Annotated in this window: 15 protein-coding genes and 1 other RNA gene; 1 reads left to right on the forward strand and 15 read right to left on the reverse strand. The window is 69.6% G+C overall.

The genetic code is table 11. From position 1 onward, the window contains the following. Positions 1–6: 6 nt before the first annotated feature. The 15 genes from ASF80_RS15220 to ffs all read right to left on the reverse strand — a co-directional run bounded on the left by ASF80_RS15220 (position 7) and on the right by ffs (position 18,359). Positions 7–1,479, reverse strand: coding sequence for a malate:quinone oxidoreductase (locus ASF80_RS15220; protein ID WP_056313623.1), 1,473 nt, complete (start codon positions 1,477–1,479; stop codon positions 7–9). 83 nt (positions 1,480–1,562) lie between these two features. Next, complete coding sequence (locus tag ASF80_RS15225) at positions 1,563–2,633, reverse strand: aspartate-semialdehyde dehydrogenase (protein ID WP_056312690.1); 1,071 nt, start codon at positions 2,631–2,633, stop codon at positions 1,563–1,565. 144 nt (positions 2,634–2,777) lie between these two features. Then, entirely contained in the window at positions 2,778–4,061 is a 1,284-nt protein-coding gene (locus tag ASF80_RS15230) for an aspartate kinase (RefSeq protein ID WP_056313625.1), read from the reverse strand. 94 nt (positions 4,062–4,155) lie between these two features. After that, positions 4,156–5,094 (reverse strand): DMT family transporter, encoded by a 939-nt coding sequence (locus ASF80_RS15235; RefSeq protein ID WP_082488407.1) that lies wholly within the window; start codon positions 5,092–5,094, stop codon positions 4,156–4,158. Positions 5,095–5,110: 16 nt separating this feature from the next. After that, the gene (recR, locus tag ASF80_RS15240; RefSeq protein ID WP_056312693.1) at positions 5,111–5,704 is read right to left on the reverse strand and encodes a recombination mediator RecR; all 594 of its coding nucleotides are present in this window, start codon (positions 5,702–5,704) and stop codon (positions 5,111–5,113) included. After that, on the reverse strand, positions 5,704–8,184 hold the full coding sequence (locus tag ASF80_RS15245; RefSeq protein WP_082488463.1) for a DNA polymerase III subunit gamma and tau: 2,481 nt from the start codon (positions 8,182–8,184) through the stop codon (positions 5,704–5,706). Before ASF80_RS15245 ends, recR begins: the two co-directional genes overlap by 1 nt. A 103-nt stretch (positions 8,185–8,287) precedes the next feature. Then, complete coding sequence (locus tag ASF80_RS15250; protein WP_056312697.1) at positions 8,288–9,367, reverse strand: DUF2207 family protein; 1,080 nt, start codon at positions 9,365–9,367, stop codon at positions 8,288–8,290. 2 nt (positions 9,368–9,369) lie between these two features. Continuing rightward, a complete protein-coding gene (locus ASF80_RS15255; RefSeq protein ID WP_056312700.1) occupies positions 9,370–11,874 on the reverse strand; it encodes a glycoside hydrolase family 65 protein in 2,505 nt (834 codons plus the stop codon). Further along, a complete protein-coding gene (locus ASF80_RS15260; RefSeq protein WP_056312702.1) occupies positions 11,871–12,674 on the reverse strand; it encodes an HAD family hydrolase in 804 nt (267 codons plus the stop codon). The genes ASF80_RS15255 and ASF80_RS15260 overlap by 4 nt, the downstream gene beginning before the upstream one ends. Before the next feature lie 102 nt (positions 12,675–12,776). Further along, positions 12,777–13,997: an acetate/propionate family kinase gene (locus ASF80_RS15265; RefSeq protein ID WP_056313630.1), complete on the reverse strand. Its 1,221-nt coding sequence runs from the start codon at positions 13,995–13,997 to the stop codon at positions 12,777–12,779. A 9-nt stretch (positions 13,998–14,006) separates the two neighbouring features. After that, positions 14,007–14,720 (reverse strand): hypothetical protein, encoded by a 714-nt coding sequence (locus ASF80_RS15270; protein ID WP_056312704.1) that lies wholly within the window; start codon positions 14,718–14,720, stop codon positions 14,007–14,009. Between the two features lie 25 nt (positions 14,721–14,745). Continuing rightward, complete coding sequence (pta, locus tag ASF80_RS15275) at positions 14,746–16,860, reverse strand: phosphate acetyltransferase (protein WP_056312706.1); 2,115 nt, start codon at positions 16,858–16,860, stop codon at positions 14,746–14,748. A gap of 61 nt (positions 16,861–16,921) precedes the next feature. Continuing rightward, positions 16,922–17,527 (reverse strand): hypothetical protein, encoded by a 606-nt coding sequence (locus ASF80_RS15280; RefSeq protein ID WP_235560014.1) that lies wholly within the window; start codon positions 17,525–17,527, stop codon positions 16,922–16,924. 80 nt (positions 17,528–17,607) lie between these two features. After that, positions 17,608–18,219: a rhomboid family intramembrane serine protease gene (locus ASF80_RS15285; protein ID WP_235560015.1), complete on the reverse strand. Its 612-nt coding sequence runs from the start codon at positions 18,217–18,219 to the stop codon at positions 17,608–17,610. Positions 18,220–18,262: 43 nt separating this feature from the next. Continuing rightward, an RNA gene (ffs, locus tag ASF80_RS18800) (signal recognition particle sRNA small type) lies at positions 18,263–18,359 on the reverse strand. A 50-nt stretch (positions 18,360–18,409) separates the two neighbouring features. Here ffs and ASF80_RS15290 point away from each other — a divergent pair. Continuing rightward, a complete protein-coding gene (locus tag ASF80_RS15290) occupies positions 18,410–21,331 on the forward strand; it encodes a DEAD/DEAH box helicase family protein (protein WP_056312710.1) in 2,922 nt (973 codons plus the stop codon). Positions 21,332–21,409: the final 78 nt, after the last annotated feature.

Here is a 21,409-nt window from a genome sequence, read left to right on the forward strand (position 1 = left end):
GGCCGCTTATTCGTTGATGCCGAGCGTGGCGGCCGTCGCCGCGATGGACTTCGCTGCCAGCGCCGCGTCCGTGTTCAGCTTCTCACCGAACGTCGGGATGAGTTCGCGCAGCTCGGACTCCCAGCCGGGATACTCGGCGGGGAAGCACTTCTTGAGCAGATCGAGCATGATCGGCACGGCGGTGGATGCACCAGGAGAAGCGCCGAGCAGACCCGCGATCGAGCCGTCACCCGCCGCGACGACCTCGGTGCCGAACTGCAGGATGCCGCCCTTCTTGGCGTCCTTCTTCATCACCTGTGCGCGCTGACCGGCGTCGATCAGTGTCCAGTCCTCGTCCTTGGCCGTGGGCATGAACGTGCGGAGGCTGTCGACCTTCTTGGCGTGATTCTTCATCAGCTCGCCTACGAGGTAGGTGATCAGGTCGGGATTCGCGAACGCGACCCGCAGCATCGGCCACAGGTTGTGCGTGCGCACCTGCGACACGATGTCGAGCATCGAGCCGTTCTTGAGGAACTTGGGGCTGAACGTGGCGAAGGGGCCGAACATCAGCGAGGCCTCGCCGCCGACGACGCGCGTGTCGAGGTGCGGCACCGACATGGGAGGAGCACCCACGGACGCCTGCGAGTAGACCTTGGCCTGGTGCTGGGCGACGATCTTCGGGTTGGAGGTCTTCAGGAACTGACCACCGATCGGGAAGACTCCGTAGCCCTTGATCTCGGGGATGCCCGAGCGCTGCAGCAGCTTGAGGGCCCAGCCGCCGGCGCCGACGAACACGAAGCGGGCCTTGACCTGGTTCGGCGTGCGCCCGATCGTCGTGCGGTAGTTGACGAGCCAGGTGCCGTCCTTCTGCTTCTTCAGGCTCTTGACCTCGTGGTTGGTGCGCAGCGTCACGCCCGACTCGGTGAGGTGGTCGAAGAGCTGATGCGTCAGCGCACCGAAGTCGACATCGGTACCGGCCGGCACGCGCGTCGCGGCGAACGGCTCGCCCTTGCGGCGCTGCTGCATGAGGAGCGGGGCCCACTTGTTGATGACGCGCGAGTCCTCGCTGTACTCGATGCCGTCGAACAGCGGCTGCTGCTTGAGCACCTCGTAGCGGTCCTTGAGGTACTTGACGTCCTTCTCCCCGCGCACGAACGTCATGTGCGGCGTCGCGTTGATGAAGGTCGAGGGAGCGTCGAGCACTCCCCTATCGACCAGCGACGACCAGAACTGACGGCTCTGCTGGAACTGCTCGTTGATCGAGACGGCCTTGGCCGGGTCGAGAGGCGCGCCCTTCTGCTGCGGCATGTAGTTCAGCTCGCAGAGCGCCGCGTGGCCCGTGCCCGCGTTGTTCCAGGGGTTCGACGACTCCTGAGCCACATCGGAGAGTCGCTCGAACGCGACGATCTTCCAATCCGGCTGCAGCTCGTGCAGAAGGGTACCCAGGGTGGCGCTCATGATGCCACCACCGATCAAGACGACATCGACGGTTTCGGTCACCACGACAGTCTAGTTCGCGGCCACGTCATGACTGACCACGCGGCCCGGTCCCGCGAGACCGGATCCGCATGGCGGCGATGCGATCAGGCTATGGCGACCAGACGCTGGGCAAGGATCTCGGCGATCTGCACGGCGTTGAGCGCCGCACCCTTGCGCAGGTTGTCGTTGCTGATGAACAGCACGAGGCCCTTGTTCTCGGGAGCGGACTGGTCGGCACGGATGCGTCCGACGAAGCTCGGGTCCTTGCCCGCGGCCTGCAACGGGGTCGGCACCTCGTCGAGGACGACACCGGGAGCGGCGGAGAGCACCTCGGCGGCACGCTGCGGCGTGATGTCGTTCGCGAACTCGACGTTGATCGAGAGCGAGTGTCCGGTGAAGACGGGGACGCGGACGCAGGTGCCGGCGACACGGAGGTCGGGCAGCTCGAGGATCTTGCGGCTCTCGTTGCGGAGCTTCTTCTCTTCGTCGGTCTCGTTCTGACCGTCGTCGACGAGGTTGCCCGCGAACGGGATGACGTCGAACGCGATCGGCGCGACGTACTTCTCGGGCTCGGGGAAGTCGATCGACGAGCCGTCGTGCACGAGGCGCAGGGTGTCGCCCTGGGCGAGGACGCCCTCGACCTGACCGAGGAGCTCCTGGGCGCCGGCGAGACCGGAGCCGGAGACGGCCTGGTACGTCGAGACGATGAGGCGCTCGAGACCGGCCTCGGCGTGCAGCGCCTTCAGCACGGGCATCGCGGCCATGGTCGTGCAGTTCGGGTTCGCGATGATGCCGCGGGGGCGGTCGTCGATCGCGTGCGGGTTGACCTCGCTGACCACGAGAGGCACCTCGGGGTCGTTGCGCCAGGCGCTGGAGTTGTCGACGACGACGGCTCCTGCCTCGGCGAACCGGGGAGCGTAGGCACGGCTGGCGGTCGCGCCGGCCGAGAAGAGGGCGATGTCGATGCCCCCGGCATCCGCGGTCTCGACATCCTCGACGATGACCGTCGCTCCGCCGAACTCGATGGCAGTACCAGCGGAGCGCGACGACGAGAACAGACGCAGCTCGCGAATCGGGAAGGACCGCTCGGCGAGAATCTCGCGCATCACGGTGCCCACCTGGCCGGTGGCGCCCACGATGGCGACGGAGAGTCCTGAGTCGGAGATGCGGGTCATGATGTTCCTTGGCGTCGTGCAGTACAGCAGTCGAGGCTTCGGGCGCGACGTCGGGGTGCGGATGCCGCGCCTGGCGCCGATGTCAGGGTTTCGGTGAGTCTACCGTGCCGCCCGGTGATCGAGCGCCGTCGGGTGGGGGCCTGGTCAGCGGCCGGTGCCGGCGTGGACCGTGGCCTCGGCGTCTCCGTCGAGACCATAGGCGGTGTGCACGGTGCGGGCGGCCTCGGCGAGGTCGGTGTCGCGGAGCACCACCGAGATGCGGATCTCGGACGTCGAGATCATCTCGATGTTGATGCCGCCGGCGGACAGCGCCTCGAACAGCACCGCCGAGACTCCGGAGTGCGTGCGCATTCCGGCACCCACCACGGAGAGCTTGCCGATCTGGTCGTCGTGCACGAGGTTCTGGAAGCCGACCTCGGTCTGCTCCCCCGCAAGCGCCTTGAGCGCTGCCGCCGAATCGGCCTTGGGAACCGTGAACGAGATGTCGGTGCGTCCTGTGGCCGACACGTTCTGCACGATCATGTCGACGTTCGCGCCCGACTTGGCGACGATCTTGAAGATCTCCGCTGCCTTGCCCGGCACGTCGGGCACGCCTGCGACGGTGATCTTGGCCTGGCCGAAATCGGTGGCGACACCGGCGACGATCGGTTCTTCCATGGCTGCTGCTCCCTCGGCTTCGCGAGGGTTCTTCATGCCCTCGCCCAGAACGTATGTGCCCTCGGACGACGAGAACGTCGACCGGGCGTGGATCAGGACGCCGTGACGGCGTGCGTACTCGACGGCACGGATGTAGAGCACCTTGGCGCCGTTCGCCGCGAGCTCGAGCATCTCTTCGCTGCCGATGTGGTCGAGCTTCTGCGCCTTCGGGATGACGCGGGGGTCTGCCGTGAAGATGCCGTCGACGTCGCTGTAGATCTCGCAGACGTCGGCGTCGAGCGCCGCGGCGAGAGCGACGGCCGTCGTGTCGGAGCCGCCGCGCCCGAGCGTCGTGATGTCGCGGGTGTCGCGGTTGAAGCCCTGGAAGCCGGCGACGATGACGATCGCGCCCTCGTCGAGCGCTTCGCGCAGACGGATCGGCGTGACGTCGACGATGCGGGCGGCGCCGTGCTGGGAGTCGGTGATCATGCCGGCCTGGCTGCCGGTGAACGATCGGGCCTCGAAGCCCATCGAGTGGATCGCCATGGCCAGGAGCGCCATCGAGATGCGCTCGCCGCTCGAGAGCAGCATGTCGAGCTCGCGCGGCGCGGGGATCGGTGCGACCTCGTTGGCGAGGTCGAGCAGTTCGTCGGTCGTGTCGCCCATCGCACTCACGGCGACGACGACGTCGTGCCCTGCGCGACGCGTGTCGACGATGCGCTTGGCGACGCGCTTGATGCTCTCTGCGTCGGCGACTGAGGAGCCGCCGTACTTCTGCACGATGAGGGCCACGTTCACTCCCTGGGATGTCGGGCGGATCCGCCCACCGCTCATTCTACGATCGGCGCATATGCCCTGCTTCGCATGTGACGGGATCGGTGGCCTGTCAGGGCGCGGGCGGCAGTGGAGCGGGCGAGAGATCGGGAGCGACGGATGCGGGTGGGCGCAATCGCCCTCCGGTGGCGGCGAACCAGCATCCGACGATGATCAGCGGGAATCCGATGAGCAGACCGGGAGTCAGCGGCTCGGCGAGCACTATCGCTCCGAGGATGATCGCGACCACCGGGTTGACGTAGGTGAACAGCGGCGCCCGCACGGGACCGACCTCGCGGATGAGCGCGAAGAAGGCGAGGAATGCGATGGCCGTGCAGATGACGGCGAGAGCGAGCAGCGCGCCGATCGAGGGCAGCGTCGGCATCTGATGCTGGGTCAGGAGACCGATCGGAAGGTAGATGATCCCGATCATCAGCAGCGACAGGGTGATCGTGCCGAGCGAGGGTACGTCGTTCAGCTTGCGGGCGACGATGAACGGTGCGATCGCGTAGAGGATGGCGACCAGCAGTACCTCACCGGCGGCGAGCAGACTGATCTCGCCACCGAAGAGCCCTGGACCGGCCACGACGATCGCGACGCCGACGAAACCCACCAGGAGTCCGATGCCCCGCGCGGGGCGAAGGACGCCACGGTCTCCCCCGCCCAGGGCGATGAGCGCGGCGAACAGCGGCACGGTGGCGACGAGCAGACCCGTCATGCCCGAGGGCAGCGTCATCTCGGCATGGCCGAGCAGCACGAAGGGTCCGGCCATCTCGACGAGTCCGAACGCCAGGACCCAGGGCCAGTGCTTGAGCGCCGCACGCAGCGCACCCCCGCGGAGCGCGAACGGCAGGAGAAGCAGCGCGGCGATGAGGGTGCGACCCGCGACGATGGCGGGCGGCGAGAGCGACTCGACCGCGATGCTGATGAACAGATAGGGAACGCCCCACAGCAGGGCCATCGCTCCGAAGAGCAGCCATCCGCGGCGGGAGAACCCTCCCTGGGCGTTCACCGCACGCGCCGGGCGATCACAGCACGCGCCGACCCTCGAATGCGCGACCGAGGGTGACCTCGTCGGCGTACTCGAGGTCGCCGCCGACCGGGAGCCCTGAGGCGAGACGCGACACGGTGATCTGCATGGTCGTGAGCAGGCGGCTGAGGTAGCTCGCCGTGGCCTCGCCCTCGAGGTTCGGGTTCGTCGCGAGGATGACCTCCTGCACCGTCCCGTCGGCGAGGCGCGTCATGAGCTGGGCGATGCGCAGATCGTCGGGCCCGATGCCGGCGATGGGGCTGATCGCCCCGCCGAGCACGTGGTACAACCCACGGAACTCGCGGGTGCGCTCGATGGCGGCCACGTCTTTGGCGTCCTCGACGACGCAGATCAGTTCGGGATTGCGACGCGGGTCGCGGCAGATCGTGCAGCGCTCCTGCTCTGCCACGTTGCCGCAGACCTCGCAGAAGCGCACGCGGACGCGGATCTCGACGAGCAGCTCCGACAGACGCGCGACGTCGAACGTCGGGGTCTGCAGGATGTGGAACGCGATGCGCTGCGCGGACTTGGGGCCGATTCCGGGAAGCCGGCCGAACTCGTCGATCAGCTCCTGGACGATTCCGTCATACATCAGGAGAACCTCGTCGGGGGCTCGTAGGGCTCTTCGCGCACGAATGTCGCGCCGAGCACCTGGCGGATCACGGCCTCGCCGTAGCGCTGGACTCCCCCGGCAGGGGTGCGCTCGGTGATCACCGGGGCTGCGGCGGCGGATGCCACCTTGCGCACCGGCGCAGCAGGCTGCACGGGCGCGGACTGCGCGGGGGTCGATGACGACGGATGCGCCTGTGCGCGGCCGGCGGATGCCGCGGTCTGGGGTGTCGGCACCGGCTCGTATGCGGGGTCGTACGGCGGCTCGTCATCGAAGTACGGCGGCTCGTCATCGAGCGGAGGCGGCGGCTCGTCGCCTCCGACAGGCCGATCGACATCGGGCGCGGTCGGCGCTGCCGGAGCAGTCGGGGCTGCCGTGACCGGAGCGGCGGACGTCGCGGTGGGCGCCGCCTGAGCAGCGGCCGGTGCGGCGATCGGAGGGGTTGCAGGGTCGGCGGATGCCGGGATGGCGGCCACCGCCCACTCGGTCACCGGCCCCGCAGAAGCATCACGTGTCTGAGAGCGCGGTGAGCCCGCTGACGCAGGCTCCGATGCGGCGGCGTCGCCTGTCGGCGCACCGGAAGCGGATGTCGCCTGCTGACGAGGCGCCCCGCCCGCGGGCATCGGTGCGGGCCGATACTTCACCTTGACGCCGACTTCGTGCTCGATCGCCATGCGAAGGTGATCCGACGGGCCTGCGCCCGGGATCGTGCCCTTGAACTTCGCGACGTCGTGCTGGCTCGTGAAACCGAGGGTGAGCACCTCGGAATCGGTGTCGAAGGCGAGCGGCTGAACCGCGGTCGCGAGCAGCCAGGAGGTACGGCTGAGCCCTTCGAGACGCTTGAGCACCCCGGGCCAGGCGGCGGTGATTCTGTCGAACGTGACAGGACCGGCCGGCGCTGCGGGCGCCGCCTCGGTCTCGGATGCAGCCGCTTCGGATGCAGCCGCTTCGGATGCAGCGGCGTCGGAAGCGGCGGCTGCTTCGGACACCACGGCTCCTGGTGCATCGGATGCGGGCGCTGCAGCCGCGGGCGCCTCGTCCTGAGGTGTCGCGGCTGCCCCGGCAGCAGGGGCCGGCGCAGCGGAAGCAGCAGAGGCAGGCGCAGCGGAAGCAGCAGAGGCAGGCGCAGCGGAAGCAGCAGGGGCCGGCGCAGCGGAAGCAGCAGGGGCCGGCGCAGCGGAAGCAGCAGGGGCCGGCGCAGCGGTCGGCACAGCAGCAGGGGCCGCTGTCGAGCCAGCGGCGTGGGCGCGTGGCTCGGACTGCGCGGGAGCAGACGGCGTCTGCACTCGCGCGGGCGCAGCGGCAGACACGGAAGCGGCCGTCGTGGCGGCAGCCCCGACATCTGCTCCAGCGGCCAGAACACGGGCGACCATCAGTTCGAGGTGCAGTCGGGGCGATGTCGCGCCGGACATGTCGTCGAGGGCAGCGCTGACGACGTCGGCCGTACGCGACAGGCGCGCGGAACCGAAGGAGTCGGCCTGTGTGCGCATGCGGGCGAGCTCGTCTTCGGCGACCCCGCGCAGCACCGATGCCGCACCGGCACCGACGGCCGCGATCACGATGAGGTCTCGCAGACGCTCGAGCAGATCGTCGACGAAGCGGCGGGGGTCCTGCCCGGTCTGCACGACGCGATCGATCGCGGGGAACGCCGCAGCGGCATCGGCGACGGCCAGCGCATCGACGATCTCGTCGAGCAGGGTGGCGTGCGTGTAGCCGAGCAGTGCCACTGCCCGCTCGTACGCCACCGTCACGGTCTCAGAACCGGCAGGGGAATCGGAGCCGGCGATCAGCTGGTCGAGCAGCGAGAGGGTGTCTCGGGGCGAGCCGCCTCCGGCGCGGACCACGAGGGGCAGCACACCGCGCTCGGCGACCACGCCCTCTTCGGTGCAGAGCTTCTCGACGTACTCGAGCATCGCGGCCGGCGGCACCAACCGGAACGGATAGTGGTGCGTTCGCGAGCGGATCGTGCCGAGCACCTTCTCGGGCTCGGTGGTCGCGAAGATGAACTTGACGTGCTCAGGCGGCTCTTCGACGAGCTTGAGCAGCGCGTTGAACCCCTGCGGCGTCACCATGTGCGCCTCGTCGAGGATGAAGATCTTGTAGCGGTCGCGGCTGGGGGCGAACGTCGCCCGCTCACGCAGGTCGCGGGCGTCGTCGACGCCGTTGTGGCTGGCGGCGTCGATCTCGACCACGTCGAGCGATCCGCCACCCGCGCGCGACAGCTCGACGCAACTCGGGCACGTGCCGCAGGGGACGTCGGTGGGCCCCTCGGCGCAGTTCAGGCACCGGGCCAGGATGCGGGCAGACGTGGTCTTGCCGCACCCACGGGGTCCGGAGAAGAGGTAGGCGTGGCCGACGCGGTCACCGCGCAACGCGGTCATCAGCGGTTCGGTCACCTGGGACTGCCCGATCATCTCGCCGAACGACTCGGGGCGGTAGCGGCGGTAGAGGGCTGTGGTCACCACAACAGCCTACGGCGTGCCACGGACGTTCAGGCAGGCGCGTCCCGTCGATCACCCTGCGACACGCGCCGCGCCGCCGAGATATCGGGGCCGACGCCGTGAATCACGACGAGACGGCCTCGAACACGCCGCCGACCACCTCGACGACCCCGCCGGTCGCGTCGACCAGGTCTCCGACAGCACCGACGAGATGGACGACTCCACCGACGATCTCGATCACGTCGAAGACGGCTCCGGCGACCTCGATCGCACTGTCCAGGCTCTCCCCCGCCCGCAGCACCTGCGACTCGGTGCGCAGTGCCGTCGTCCACGAGCGCTCGAGTCCGAACAGCACCGCGTAGGGCAGGAGACGCTCGTTCAGGAGGAAGCGCCGCAGCCGCGCGGACTCGGCCTCGGCGGAGACGTCTGACCGCAGATCCGCGCCGTCGGTCGACTGGAGGAACCGCAGCGGCTCGGCCTCGGCGAGGGCGATGTACTCGCGGATGCCGGCGAGGTGCGCGCGCAGCGGCTGCGCGGACGGAAGGAACCGTCGCCACGGCCGCGGGGCGACCACGATCACCGCGACGGCGACCACGACACCCGCGATCGGCACGGCGTACACGCCGGCACCCGGTTCGCGCACCACGAGCGCTGCGAAGAGCAGCAGCAGGCACACGCCGATCACGAGGCAGGCAGCCACTCGCAGCAGGAAGGTCGCCCAGCCGCGGCGGCCACGGGCGATCAGCCCTGCGGACGTGAGCCGTGTCTCGGTCTCGTCGAGCACGCCGCGCACTCGACGGTGCAGCGCCCGAGCATCCGAGCTGAACCGTCGCACCCGACCAGAGGTGTGGTCCGGACCGAACAGCGCCTCGAGGACGCTCAGCTCCTCCGGCGTGAATGTCGCTCCGTCGACGACCTCGATGCCGATCGGCGCGCGCGTGCGTGCGCCCCGGGACGGCACGTCCTCGGCATCCACCAGCAACCGCACCTTGCGGCGCACCGCCAGGTCGATCAGTGCTGCGGCGATCGCTCTGCGGTCGGCGTTCAGCAGCAGCGCGTCATACAGCACCGTCGCACCTGGCGACGGTGCGAACCGCGGTCCGGGCGACGCCACGCGCTGCGCCGATCGCACCCGCTCGATGACGGCGAATGCGAGCAGCAGCAGGGCGGGCGCGAGCCCGAACAGCGATGCGGTGATCAGCACCGTCAGTCGATCGGCTCGATCACCGGGATCGCGGTGGTGATGACCGGGACGGATGCCGACAGTCGTGTGCCGTCCTCGCGGAGTGCGTCCGCGAACTGGCGCAGCGACGGGCGCCCGGCGATCAACGGTCCCTGGTCCGCCAGCGGGACGACGACCTCTTCGTCCGTCGTGGCGACGTAGGCGACGTCGCGCACCGTGAACGGCACGGGCTCGCCGGTGCGCACCTGCACGCGCAGAGCATCCTTCGTCAGGGTGATCTGCAGCGCCGATCCCTGCCACTGCAGCGGGTACGACAGCGACGGCCAGTCGGCCGGCAGCCGAGGGTCGAAACTCAGTTCACCGGCGTAGTCTCGCATGCCTCCGAAGCCGCACACGAGCGCGGTCCACACGCCGCCGGCGGATGCGACGTGCACGCCGTCGGCCGCATTGTGGTGCAGATCGTGGAGGTCGACGAACAGCGACTGCTGGAAGTACTGCAGCGCGAGCTCCTGGTATCCGACCTCCGCGGCGAGGATCGACTGCACGACGGCCGACAGCGTCGAGTCACCCGTCGTCAGCGGGTCGTAGTAGTCGAAGTCGGCCTTCTTCTCTTCGGGCGTGAAGTGGTTGCCCTGCAGGAACAGCGCGAGCACCACATCGGCCTGCTTGAGCACCTGGAACCGGTAGATCACGAGCGGGTGGAAGTGCAGCAGCAGCGGGCGCTGCTCGGCGGGCGTGTGCGCGAGATCCCAGAGCTCGCGCTCGAGGAACAGCGAGTCCTGCGGGTGGATGCCGAGGCTCTCGCTGAACGGGATGAACATCGCATCCGCCGCGCGCTCCCAGCCCTCGGCCTCACCCTCGGCGAGTCCGGTGCGCTCGACGACCCTGGAGAACTCCTCACCGTTGGCCTCCTGCGCCTCCCGCACGACCTTCGCCGCATAGCGCAGGTTGTAGCGAGCCATGACGTTCGTGTACAGGTTGTCGTTCACGACGGTCGTGTACTCGTCGGGGCCGGTGACTCCGTGGATGTGGAACGTCTCGATGCCGTCGTCGTCCGTGGTGTCCGCGACGAGGCGCGAGGTGCGCCAGAAGCCGAGCGTCGCCCAGAGGCGCGCGGTCTCGATCGCGATGTCGATGCCCTCGCGACGCAGGAAGTCGTCGTCGCCGGTGGCGCGGACGTACTTGCCGAGCGCGAAGCTGACGTCGGCGTTGATGTGGTACTGCGCGGTGCCCGCGGCGTAGTATGCCGACGCCTCTTCACCGTTGATCGTGCGCCAGGGGAACAGCGCCCCCGCCTCGTTCAGCTGGGCCGCGCGACGACGGGCCGCCGGGAGCATGAGCACTCGTGCCCGCAGCGCGTTGCGCGCCCACTGCGGCGAGGTGTACGTGAGGAACGGGAGCACATAGATCTCGGTGTCCCAGAAGTAGTGGCCGCTGTATCCGGACCCCGAGACGCCCTTCGCCGGCACGCCGGTTCCGTCGGCGCGGGCCGATGCCTGAGCCAGCTGCAGGAGACACCAGCGGGTGGCCTGCTGGATGTCGTCGTGCTCGCCGATCTGCACGTCGCTGCGGGCCCAGAACGCCGCGAGCCATTCGGCCTGGCGATCGAACTGCGCCTGCACGCCCTCGAAGGCGACGCGGTCGAGCGAGCGGCGGCAGCGGTCGACGAGCTCTCGAGCCGGCACGCCGCGCGAGGTGTGATAGCTGACCAGCTTGGTGACCGAGATGGGGACACCGGCCTTGGCCTGCACGCGGAAGACGTTCTTCGAGATGTCCTCTTCGATCAGCGTGCGCGAGGTGTAGTCGTTCTCGGTCTCGATGATGTGGTCGGCGACGACCGCGACCGTCATGCCCGATGCGGCGACCGAATACGACAGAGCGGATCGGAGTCCGTCCTGCCAGTGCTCGGCGGGCTCCAGCACGCGCTCGGCGATCTTCTCGGCCTTGCGGGGGTCGAATCCGCTCTTCGCCTGGTTGGGGGTGCCCGCGTAAACGCCGGCGCCGTCCTGACGGTTGATCATCTGGCAACTGACCGTGACGGGAGCGTCGGCGTTCTCGACGACGACCTCGAGGCGCAGCACCGCGAGGTGACGCTCCTCGAAGCTGACGATCCGCTCGTCGCGCATGCGCACGCGTTTGCCCGACGGCGTCTCCCACACCACGACGCGCTCGAGCACCCCGGTGCGCATGTCGAGCGTGCGGCGGTATTCGCGGACGTCCGCCTCGTCGAACGAGATCGGCTCGTCGTCGACGTAGACGCGCATGACCTTGGCGTCCGGCGCGTTGACGATCGTCTGCCCGACCTCGGCGAAGCCGTAGGCCTGCTCCGCGTGACGGATGGGCCACGTCTCGTGCAGACCGTTGATGAAGGTGCCGTGCTCGTGCGCGCCGCGCCCTTCGATGTGGTTGCCGCGGAGCCCGAGGTAGCCGTTGCCGACACTGAACAGGGTCTCCCCCACTCCGTCTTCGGAATAGCGCGTCTCGATGAGCCGCCAGGGGTCGACGGGGAAGCGGTCGCGGTCGATCATGCGGTCTCCTCGGAGTCGGGGCTGAGGGTGGAGTCGGGGCTGAGAGTGGAGTCGGTGGCCGTCGTGGCATGGTCTGCGAGGAACACGTCGAGATCCTCGACCACGACGGTCGCGCCCGCGTCACGCAGAGCATCAGCTCCCGCGCCGCGGTCGACGCCGATGACGGTCGCGAATCCGGCGGCGGCGGCGGACGCTGCGCCGGACGTCGCGTCCTCGACGGCGATGCTGTGAGCCGGGTCGACCCCGAGGGCCACGGCACCGGCGTGGAACATGTCGGCGGCGGGCTTGGAGGCGAGGTCCTCGCGTTCGGCCACGACGCCGTCGACGACGATGCGGAAGAACGAGCGGAGGCCGGCCGCGGCCAGCACCTCCTCGGCGTTCTTGGAGCTCGACACGACGCCGAGCGGCACACCCGCCGCGGACAGCTTCTCGACGAGCGCGAGCGAGCCGGGGAAGGGCGCGATGCCCTCGGCCCGGAGCGACTGGGCGAAGGCGGCGTTCTTGCGGTTGCCGATGCCGCAGATCGTCTCGGCCTCCGGCTCATCGTCGACCGCGCCCCACGGGATCTCGACATTGCGGCTGCGCAGAAGGCTCGCGACGCCGTCGTAGCGCTTCTTGCCGTCGACGTAGTCGAAGTAGTCGGCATCCGAATACGGCGGCGTGATGCCCCAGCGCTCGAAGACGTCGTCGAACACGACCTTCCACGCACGCATGTGCACCTCGGCCGTCGGCGTGAGCACGCCGTCGAGGTCGAACAGGACGCCTTCGGCGCGGAGCGGATCGGGCAGGGCTTCGGGCACAAAAGCCTCCAGGAGAAGGACGACGGGTTCCGGCACCTCTCCGTGCCACTGTGCAAGCGTAGTGCGGCGAGGCATCGCCGGTAACCCCCGAGGGCGTATGGATCAGAGCATGCGCGAGGTCTGTCTGGCGATCTCGAGCTCTTCGTTCGTCGGCACGACCAGCACGGTCACCCGCGAGTCGTCGGTGGAGATCCGACGGATGCCGCGCTGTCGCTCCTCGTTGCGTGCGGGGTCGATCTCGACTCCGGCGAAACCGAGGGTCGCCATGGCCTCTGCGCGGACCGCTGCGGCGTTCTCTCCGACGCCCGCGGTGAAGGAGATCACATCCACCCCTCCGAGCTGGGCGATGTACGCACCGGCATAGGCGCGCAGGCGATGGATGTAGACGTCGAACGCGAGCGTCGCCGCCTCGTCACCGCTCTCCCGACCGGCGAGGATGTCGCGCATGTCGCTGCGCCCGGCGAGGCCCTTGAGCCCGCTGCGGGAGTTCAGAAGCGCGTCGAGGTCGTCGATCGAGTAGCCGGCTCGACGCGAGAGGTGCACGAGCGCCGCCGGGTCGAGATCGCCCGAGCGCGTGCCCATCACGAGCCCCTCGAGCGGGGTGAGTCCCATCGAGGTCTCCACCGAACGGCCCCCGTCGATCGCGGTGACCGACGCGCCGTTGCCGAGGTGGAAGACGAGCTGGCGGAGCGTGCCGAGGTCGCGTCCGAGGAATGCGGCAGCCGACTCGCTGACGAACTGGTGGCTCGTGCCGTGGAACCCGTAGCGGCGCACGCGGTGCCGGGCCGCGAGCTCGGCGTCGATCGCGTAGGTGTATGCGGCGGGGGGAAGCGTCTGGTGGAACGCGGTGTCGAACACCGCGACGTGCGGCACCTCGGAGAACACGGCCTTCGCCGCGAGGATGCCCGCCAGATTCGCCGGGTTGTGCAGAGGGGCGAGCACAGAGAGCTCCTCGATCTGCTCCTCGACGTTGCGCGTGACGAGCGTCGGCGCATAGAAGCGGGCCCCTCCGTGCACGACACGATGGCCGACGGCGACCGGCGGATGCTCGTCGAGACGCGGACCGTGCTCGGCGAACTGCTCGAGCATCACTGCGAACGCGGCGTCGTGGTCCGCGAGAGGCCGCTCGGACTCGTACGAGGCATCGAGCATCGTCACGACCGCGCCGGCGGAGGCATCCGGTCGCACCGTATGCCGGATCGCGCTGACGTCCTGGCCGATCCGCTCGATGAGGCCGGCGGCCAGTTCGTTCTCGTTCTCGATGTCGATCAGGCTGTACTTCAGCGAGGAGGACCCGCTGTTGATGACGAGGATCGCGCTCATCGTCGCCACTCAGGCCTTGATCGGCAGGACCTGGAGCGAGCCCTTGCCCGATGCGTCGGGCGGAACCACGATCACGAACTGTCCGTCGCCCTGCGCGGGTGCCGCGAGGATGGCCGGGGGCACGCCCGGCGCGAGCGCTGCCGCGCTGACGCCCGCGAGCACCTTCTGCTTGAGCGCAGCCGATGCGGCGGCCTTGGTGGCCTTCTTGTCGAGCGTGCCGAGGTAGCCGGCGTAGTGGTGAGCTGCAGCCTCGAACTCGGCATCCGGAACACTGGGGTGCGAGATGAAGGCGACGGCCACCTGGTTGTTGCCGTTCTTGACCTTGAGCCCGGGGAGCAGCTGACGGCCGATCCAGCCGCGCTGGCGGTAGCTCTCGTAGAGTCCGGCTCCCGCCTTGCTGCGGGTGGCGAAGTGCACGATGAGCAGGATGATGCCGAGCGGCAGCAGGACGATCGGTCCGTAGACGTAGAGGAAGCGCCAGATCTCGCTGCGACCCGACCGGCTGCCGGTGAACTCGATCGCGCCGGCGTCGAAGAAGAAGCGGAACATGAGCGACCACTGCCACCCGCTCGCAGACCCCAGCTGGAACAGGTTCATCCCGATCCCGATGACGCTCAGAACCAGCGACGTGATCGCGATGCCGTAGATCGTGCTCTTCGGCGAGACGGCTTTGGCGAACCCCTCGGGCGTCGCGAGCTGCTGCTGGATCGAGGTAATCGTCATGCTGGAAAGCATAGGGGCGACGCCGTCACTCACCGGTCTGCGCCTGGATGGCCGTGATGGCGACGGTGTTCACGATGTCGTCCACCAGCGCTCCGCGTGACAGGTCGTTGATCGGCTTGTTGAGTCCCTGCAGCACCGGTCCGATCGCGACGGCCCCCGCCGACCGCTGCACGGCCTTGTAGGTGTTGTTGCCCGTGTTGAGGTCGGGGAAGACGAAGACGGTCGCTCGGCCCGCGACAGCGGAGTCGGGGAGCTTGGCCTTGGCCACTGCGGCGTCGGCCGCCGCGTCGTACTGGATCGGCCCCTCGACGAGCAGCTCGGGCGCGCGCTCGTGCACGAGCGCGGTGGCGGCGCGGACCTTGTCGACGTCGGCGCCGGTCCCCGATTCCCCCGTCGAGTACGACAGCATCGCGATGCGCGGCTCGATGCCGAACTGGCGGGCGGTGGCGGCCGACGAGATCGCGATGTCGGCCAGCTGCTCGCTGGTCGGGTCGGGGATCACTGCGCAGTCTCCGTAGACGAGCACGCGGTCGGCGAGGGCCATCAGGAACACGCTCGAGACGACGTTGACGCCCGGCTTGGTCTTGATGATCTCGAACGACGGGCGGATCGTGTGCGCCGTGGTGTGCGCGGCGCCCGAGACCATGCCGTCGGCGAGCCCGAGGTGCACCATCATGGTGCCGAAGTACGACACGTCCGTGACCGTGTCTGCCGCCTGCGCGAGCGTGATGCCCTTGTGCGCCCGCAGTCGCGCGTATTCGGTCGCGAAGCGCTCCACCATCTCGGGATCCGTGGGGCTGATGACCTGCGCGGCGGTGATGTCGACCCCGAGCTCGACGGCACGGGAGCGCACGGCGGACTCGTCTCCGAGGATGGTGAGGTCGGCGACCTCCCTCGCGAGCAGGGTCGCGGCGGCACGGAGGATGCGGTCGTCGTCGCCCTCGGGGAGGACGATCCGCCGGCGGTCGGCGCGCGCCCGCTCGATGAGCCCGTACTCGAACATGAGGGGCGTGACCACGCGGGACTCGGCGAGGCCGAGCTGGGTCGTGAGCTCGGTGATGTCGACATGGGTCTGGAAGAGTCCGAGCGCACGGTCGTACCTGCCCCGCGACTCGGGCGAGATCCGGCCGCGTGCGCCCATCACGCGCACCGCCGTGTCGTAGGTGCCGAGGTCCGTGGCGATGATCGGCACGGTCGATGTGAAGCCGTCGAGCAGCTGCACGATCGGATCCGGCAGCGGGAAGGGACCGTTCAGGATGATGCCGGCGACCCGAGGGAAGGTGCCGGACGCGTCGGCGAGCAGGGTCGCCAGCAGCACCTCGGTGCGGTCGGCGGGGATCACCACGACCGATTCCTCGGTGAGCCGCGGGAGCACGTTCACCATCGACATCCCGGCGACCACGATCGTCAGCGCCTCGCGCGCCAGGCGGTCGGGGTCGCCCTTGATCAGTCGTCCGTCGACGGCCGACAGGATGCCGCTGATCGACGGCGCCACCAGAGTGCGGTCCTCAGGGATCGCCCACACGGGCGTGGTCCTCTGCGGGCGCACCGCGGCGACGGCGGCCTCGATGTCGGTGAGCGCCTCGGGGTCGGCCCGATTCACGGCGACGGCGAAGAGCTCGGCGCGCTCGACCTCGAGTTCGGAGAGCGCGAGCGCAGCGATCTGCCCGACGGCCGCGGGGATCCGTGCGGTCGTGGTGCCGAGCTGCTCGGCCTGCCGCTGCTGGTCACGCCCGCTGAGCACGAGGAGGACGGGTGCTGCGAGATTCGCGGCGATCCGGGCGTTGTACCCGAGCTCTGCGGGGCTCGCCACATCGGTGTAGTCACTGCCGATGATCACCACGGCGTCGCACTGGGCCTCGACGGCCTTGTAACGGGCGACGATGGTCGAGAGAGCGCGGTCGGGATCGTCGCGGACGTCGTCGTAGGTCACCCCGATGCAGTCCTCGTAGTCGAGCTGCACGCCGTCGTGCGCGAGCAGCAGCTCGAGCACGTCGTCGCGCTCGGTCACGGAACGGGCGATCGGGCGGAAGACACCCACCCGGGGCGTGACGCGCATGAGCGCGTCGAGAACGCCGAGGGCGATGGTGGACTTGCCGGTATGACCTTCGGCCGAGGTGATGTAGATGCTCTTCGCCACAGCTCCACACTAGGCGCAGCACCCCGCGGCCGCGCCGGGTTGACAGCCGTGCGAAATCCGCTCAGCAGGGCTCAGACAGAGCGTCGACGACCGCGGTGGCGTCCGCCGAGTAGCGCGTGTAGTACGTGGGGTCGAGGTTGATCTGCACCCGGTGGATCGCGAGCGACTGCTCCATCGACGGCCAGTCGGGCACGCGCGCGAGCCGCTCGTAGAACAGAGTCGCGGCGGTCGCCGGGTCCATCCGCTGCTCAGCCGTTCCCCACCATTCCTGCTGCTGGAAGAGTCCGATGCTGGTCGTGCGGCTGCCGTCCGGGTTCGTGAACCCGCTCGTCTCCCAGTCCCCGTAGTCGATGTTGTGCAGGCTGCTCTCGCCCATCGCGGTCATCACTCCGAGGATCTGACCGTCGCGTCCGAACCCGAGCGCGGTGGCGGTCTGCATGATGGTCGCGGCGTTCACGAGCTGCTCACCCTGCCAGCCCTCGACGCCGGCCTCGGGAAACGTCGCCGGGTCGGTGATGCAGACGGCCAGCGGCTTCTCGTGCGCGAGCCCGAGTGGGATGAGCACTGCGGCGAGCGCGACGACGATCACCGCCACGGCTGACCAGCCGATGCGGCGCAGAACCTTCAGGCGCCGCAGCCGGCGCTGAGCACGCCGAGGAGGTGACATCCGTCGCGTACGCGAGCGCGGACGACGGGTCGGGCGCCTGCGCGTGCGCGGGGCCGCACGCCGCGAGCTCTTGGTGACGCTCATGTGCGCCGGGTTCCGCCTCTGCCGACGAACGCCGCGAGGCCACCGCCGATCGCGCCGAACAGATGGGCCTGCCACGAGATCCCCTCGCGCACGCCGACGACGCCCGCCAGCATGGATCCGCCGTACAGGGCGATGACGATGAGAGCGATGACGGCATAGAGAACGCGGTGAGCGACCCGGCCAGGGGCGAACACCCGCATCAGCGTGTAGCCGAAGTATCCGAAGACGAGGCCGGAGGCGCCGACGGTGAGCGTTCCCGGCGCGTTGACCAGCCACGTTCCGATCCCTCCGACCACGGCGGCCATCGCGGTCACGGCCCAGAACCGGCGCGCGCCCTCGACGGCGACGAGGCAGCCGAGCACGAGCAGCGGCACGGTGTTGCCGACCAGGTGCGCCCAGTCGGCGTGCAGCAGGGGTCCGACCAGGATGCCGGCGAGGCCCTCGACATCCCACGAGCGCAGTCCGAAGCCGGTGAAGGAACCCGGGAGGATCGCGTCCGCGAGCTGGACGAGCCACATGAGCGCGACGAGGAGGACGGGAGACGCGAAACGGCCGAGAGCGCTCGAGCGCGGAGAGTCGGCGGTGCTGATCACGTCTGGTCTTGTCACGTCACGATCCTGGCAGGACTGCCCCGGAGGACGCTGACAAAAAGAAAGTGACCCTCCGCGCACCCAGCAGAGCCCGGTTACCCTTGCTGCGTTTCCGCCCTGGGGGAATTGGCCTGGATGCCGCCACGCGGAGAGCCGTCGACAAGTCTAGCCGATGTCCGGGCCTGCTCTTTGACAGACTGGGCAGGTCATGGATCCCGCCACCGCCTCTCCCCTGTCGACGTGGCGTTTCTCCGGCACTCTGCGCACCTATCAGGCCGAGGTCCTCGATCGGCTCACCCCCGGCGGCGACGACCCGCTGCACATCGTGGCGCCTCCCGGCTCGGGCAAGACCCTGCTCGGCCTGCTGCTCGCCGCGCGCGAGGGTCATCGCGCGCTCGTGCTGTCGCCGACTGTGACGATCCGCCAGCAGTGGCTGCGCACCGCGGCAGAGCTGGCGACCGACGGGGCGGCCGTCTCGGACGACCCCGAGCGCCTCGGGGACCTGACGGTGCTCACCTACCAGCTGCTGAGCGTGACCGGAGACGGATCCCCCTTCGACGACCTCGCCCGTGCGATCTGGACGGATGAGCTCGTCGCGAGCGGGCGCACCGAGGCGGATGCGGCGACCTGGCTCGCCGAACTCGCGGTCGACAACCCCGCGCGCCACCGATCCGGCATCCGCAGTCGTGCGCGCCGACTGCGTTCGCGATTCACCCGTCAACGCCCCTCCGAGCTCGCCCGGGTGCTGCACCCGAACGCGGTCGCCCTCATCGATCGGCTCGTCGAGGCGGGTGTGCGCACCGTCGTCCTCGACGAATGCCATCACCTGCTCGATCACTGGGCGATCGTCGTGGCGTACCTCGCCGGACGCATCCGTGAGAGCGGCACCGAGCCGAAGCTCATCGGCCTCACCGCGACGCTGCCGTCACCCGACGACGAGACCGAGTTCGAGAACTACAGCCACCTGCTCGGCGAGGTCGACTACGAGGTGCCGACACCCGCGGTCGTGAAAGAGGGGCATCTGGCCCCGTATCGCGACCACGTGCTGTTCACCGAGCCCACCCCCGCAGAGGCCTCCTTCATCCGACGGCACGAGTCCCTGCTGCATGACCTGATCAGGCAGGTGCTGTCGACGCCGGATGCACTGTCGTATCTCGAGCAGCATCTGCAACCGTCGGACCCGCCCGACAGCGCAGAGACGACGAGCGCGACCGAGACTCCGCTCGCGCGCCTCGACAGGGCCTTCTCGACGGACTTCGCCCTCACCCGATCGTGCGCCCTGGTGCTGCGCGAGGTCGCACCGCAGCATCCGCTCGTCGCGGCGATCCCGCCCGCGCTGCTCGATCGCTGCACCACCGACGACCTGCTCACTGTGCTGTCGCGGTTCGCCCAGACGAGGCTGCTCGCCGACCCCGCGGCCGTGCGCCAGTGGGAGTACGTGCGGCGGTCCCTCGCTGATTTCGGCTACGCGCTGACCGACCGGGGCATCAGACGCGGTCGCAACCCGATCGAGACCACGCTGGCGTTCTCGGCGGCCAAGGATCACGCGGCCGTCGAGATCCTGCACCGAGAACTCGCGGGGCCAGACGGCGACCGGATCCGCGCGGTCGTCGTGACCGATTTCGTCGAGCACGGCAACAACCGGGGACTCGCCGGGGATGCACCGGCAGGGGCGCTGCGGACGTTCGACCTCCTCGCGGTCGATCCCGTCACGGCGAGCCTGCGTCCGGCTCTGCTCACCTCGCAGCACCTGCGCGTCCGCGCCGACGATGCGGCCCACATCGCCGCCACGCTGGGCGACCTGCTCGGCGAGCCCGTCGGCGTCGCAGAAGGCATCGGCCCCGTGCGCGATCTGCAGGTGCGCGCCGCCGGGAGCGGACGGGTGGTCGGTGCCGTATCGGAGCTGATCCGCCGGGGCGACGTGCGGCTGCTCGTCGGCACCCGAGGACTGCTCGGCGAAGGATGGGACTGTCCCTCGGTCAACACCCTCGTCGACCTCACGACCGTGGCCACGTCATCGGGCACCCAGCAGCTGCGAGGTCGCACCCTGCGGCTGGACCCCGCGTGGCCCGAGAAGGTCGCGCACAATTGGTCCGTGGTGTGCCTGATCCCGTCGCACGTCGACCTCGACGACGACTCGGAGTCCGGTCGACTCCGCCGTCGTCATTCCCATCTGTGGGGTCTGAGCGCCGAAGGCGACGGCCGGATCGTCAGCGGTCTCGGGCATGCGCTCTCCCCGCCCGCCATCGAGGCGTGGGAGCGCGTGCTCGACAAGGACCCGTCGACCTCGATCGGGGATCTCGACGCCGTCCTGCGCGAGCGCTGGCCCTCTCGCAGCACGACCAGGGCGGAATGGCGGATCGGCGATGCCTATCGCCCTCAGGAGCGCGAGACGATCGCGGTCCGGCGGACCTCACGCGCGCCGCTGCTGCGCGCCGGCCAGACGGCGAGCGCCGGTGCTGTCGCCGGATTCGTCGCCGGCACCGCGGCGGTCGGCGCCCTCGTCGCCGTGGTGGCCGTCTCAGGGGTCTCCCTCGCTCCCGTTCTCGCGGTGGCGCTCGCACTCGGCGGCGGTGCGGTCGCGGCGACGGCATCCGCCCTGCGCATGCTCGTCCGCTCTCTGCGCGATCGCGCGCGACCGGCCGAGATCTATCGGGCAGCGGCGGTCGCCGTCGCCCGCACGTTGCACGAGGCGGGCCGCATCGGACGCATCGACGAGGCCGCGATCACCGCGCGCCCCGACACCGGCGACCCCACGCGGATCCGTGTCGAGCTGGGCGGTCCTGCCGCCGACGCACGCACGATCGCGGATGCCGTCGAGGAACTCTTCGCACCCGTGCGCACTCCCCGGTTCCTGCTGCGCATCGACGCCGCCGGACTGCCGAGGATCCCCGTGATCGAGCGCCTCGCCGACCGCCTCTCACCCGGACGCACGCTTCTGGCGGTGCCTCGCCTGATCGCTCGGCGGCGCGGAGACGCCGAGCGATTCCGCGATCACTGGCAGGCCCTGATCGGCACATGCTCGCTGCACGAGCTGAACGGAGTGCAGGGACTCGCCCTGCTGCGTGTCGCCCGCAGCGCCGACAGCCGTGTGGACCCCGCGGAACCGCGAGCGCGCGTCTGGGGCTGACCCGCGGACGCCTCCCCCTGCGTGGCGCCGACGATGGCCCGGTTCCCACCCCATCCCGAGACAGCCGGGTTACGATCG

The organism is Microbacterium sp. Leaf159 (assembly GCF_001423615.1).
Classification (GTDB): Bacteria; Actinomycetota; Actinomycetes; order Actinomycetales; family Microbacteriaceae; genus Microbacterium.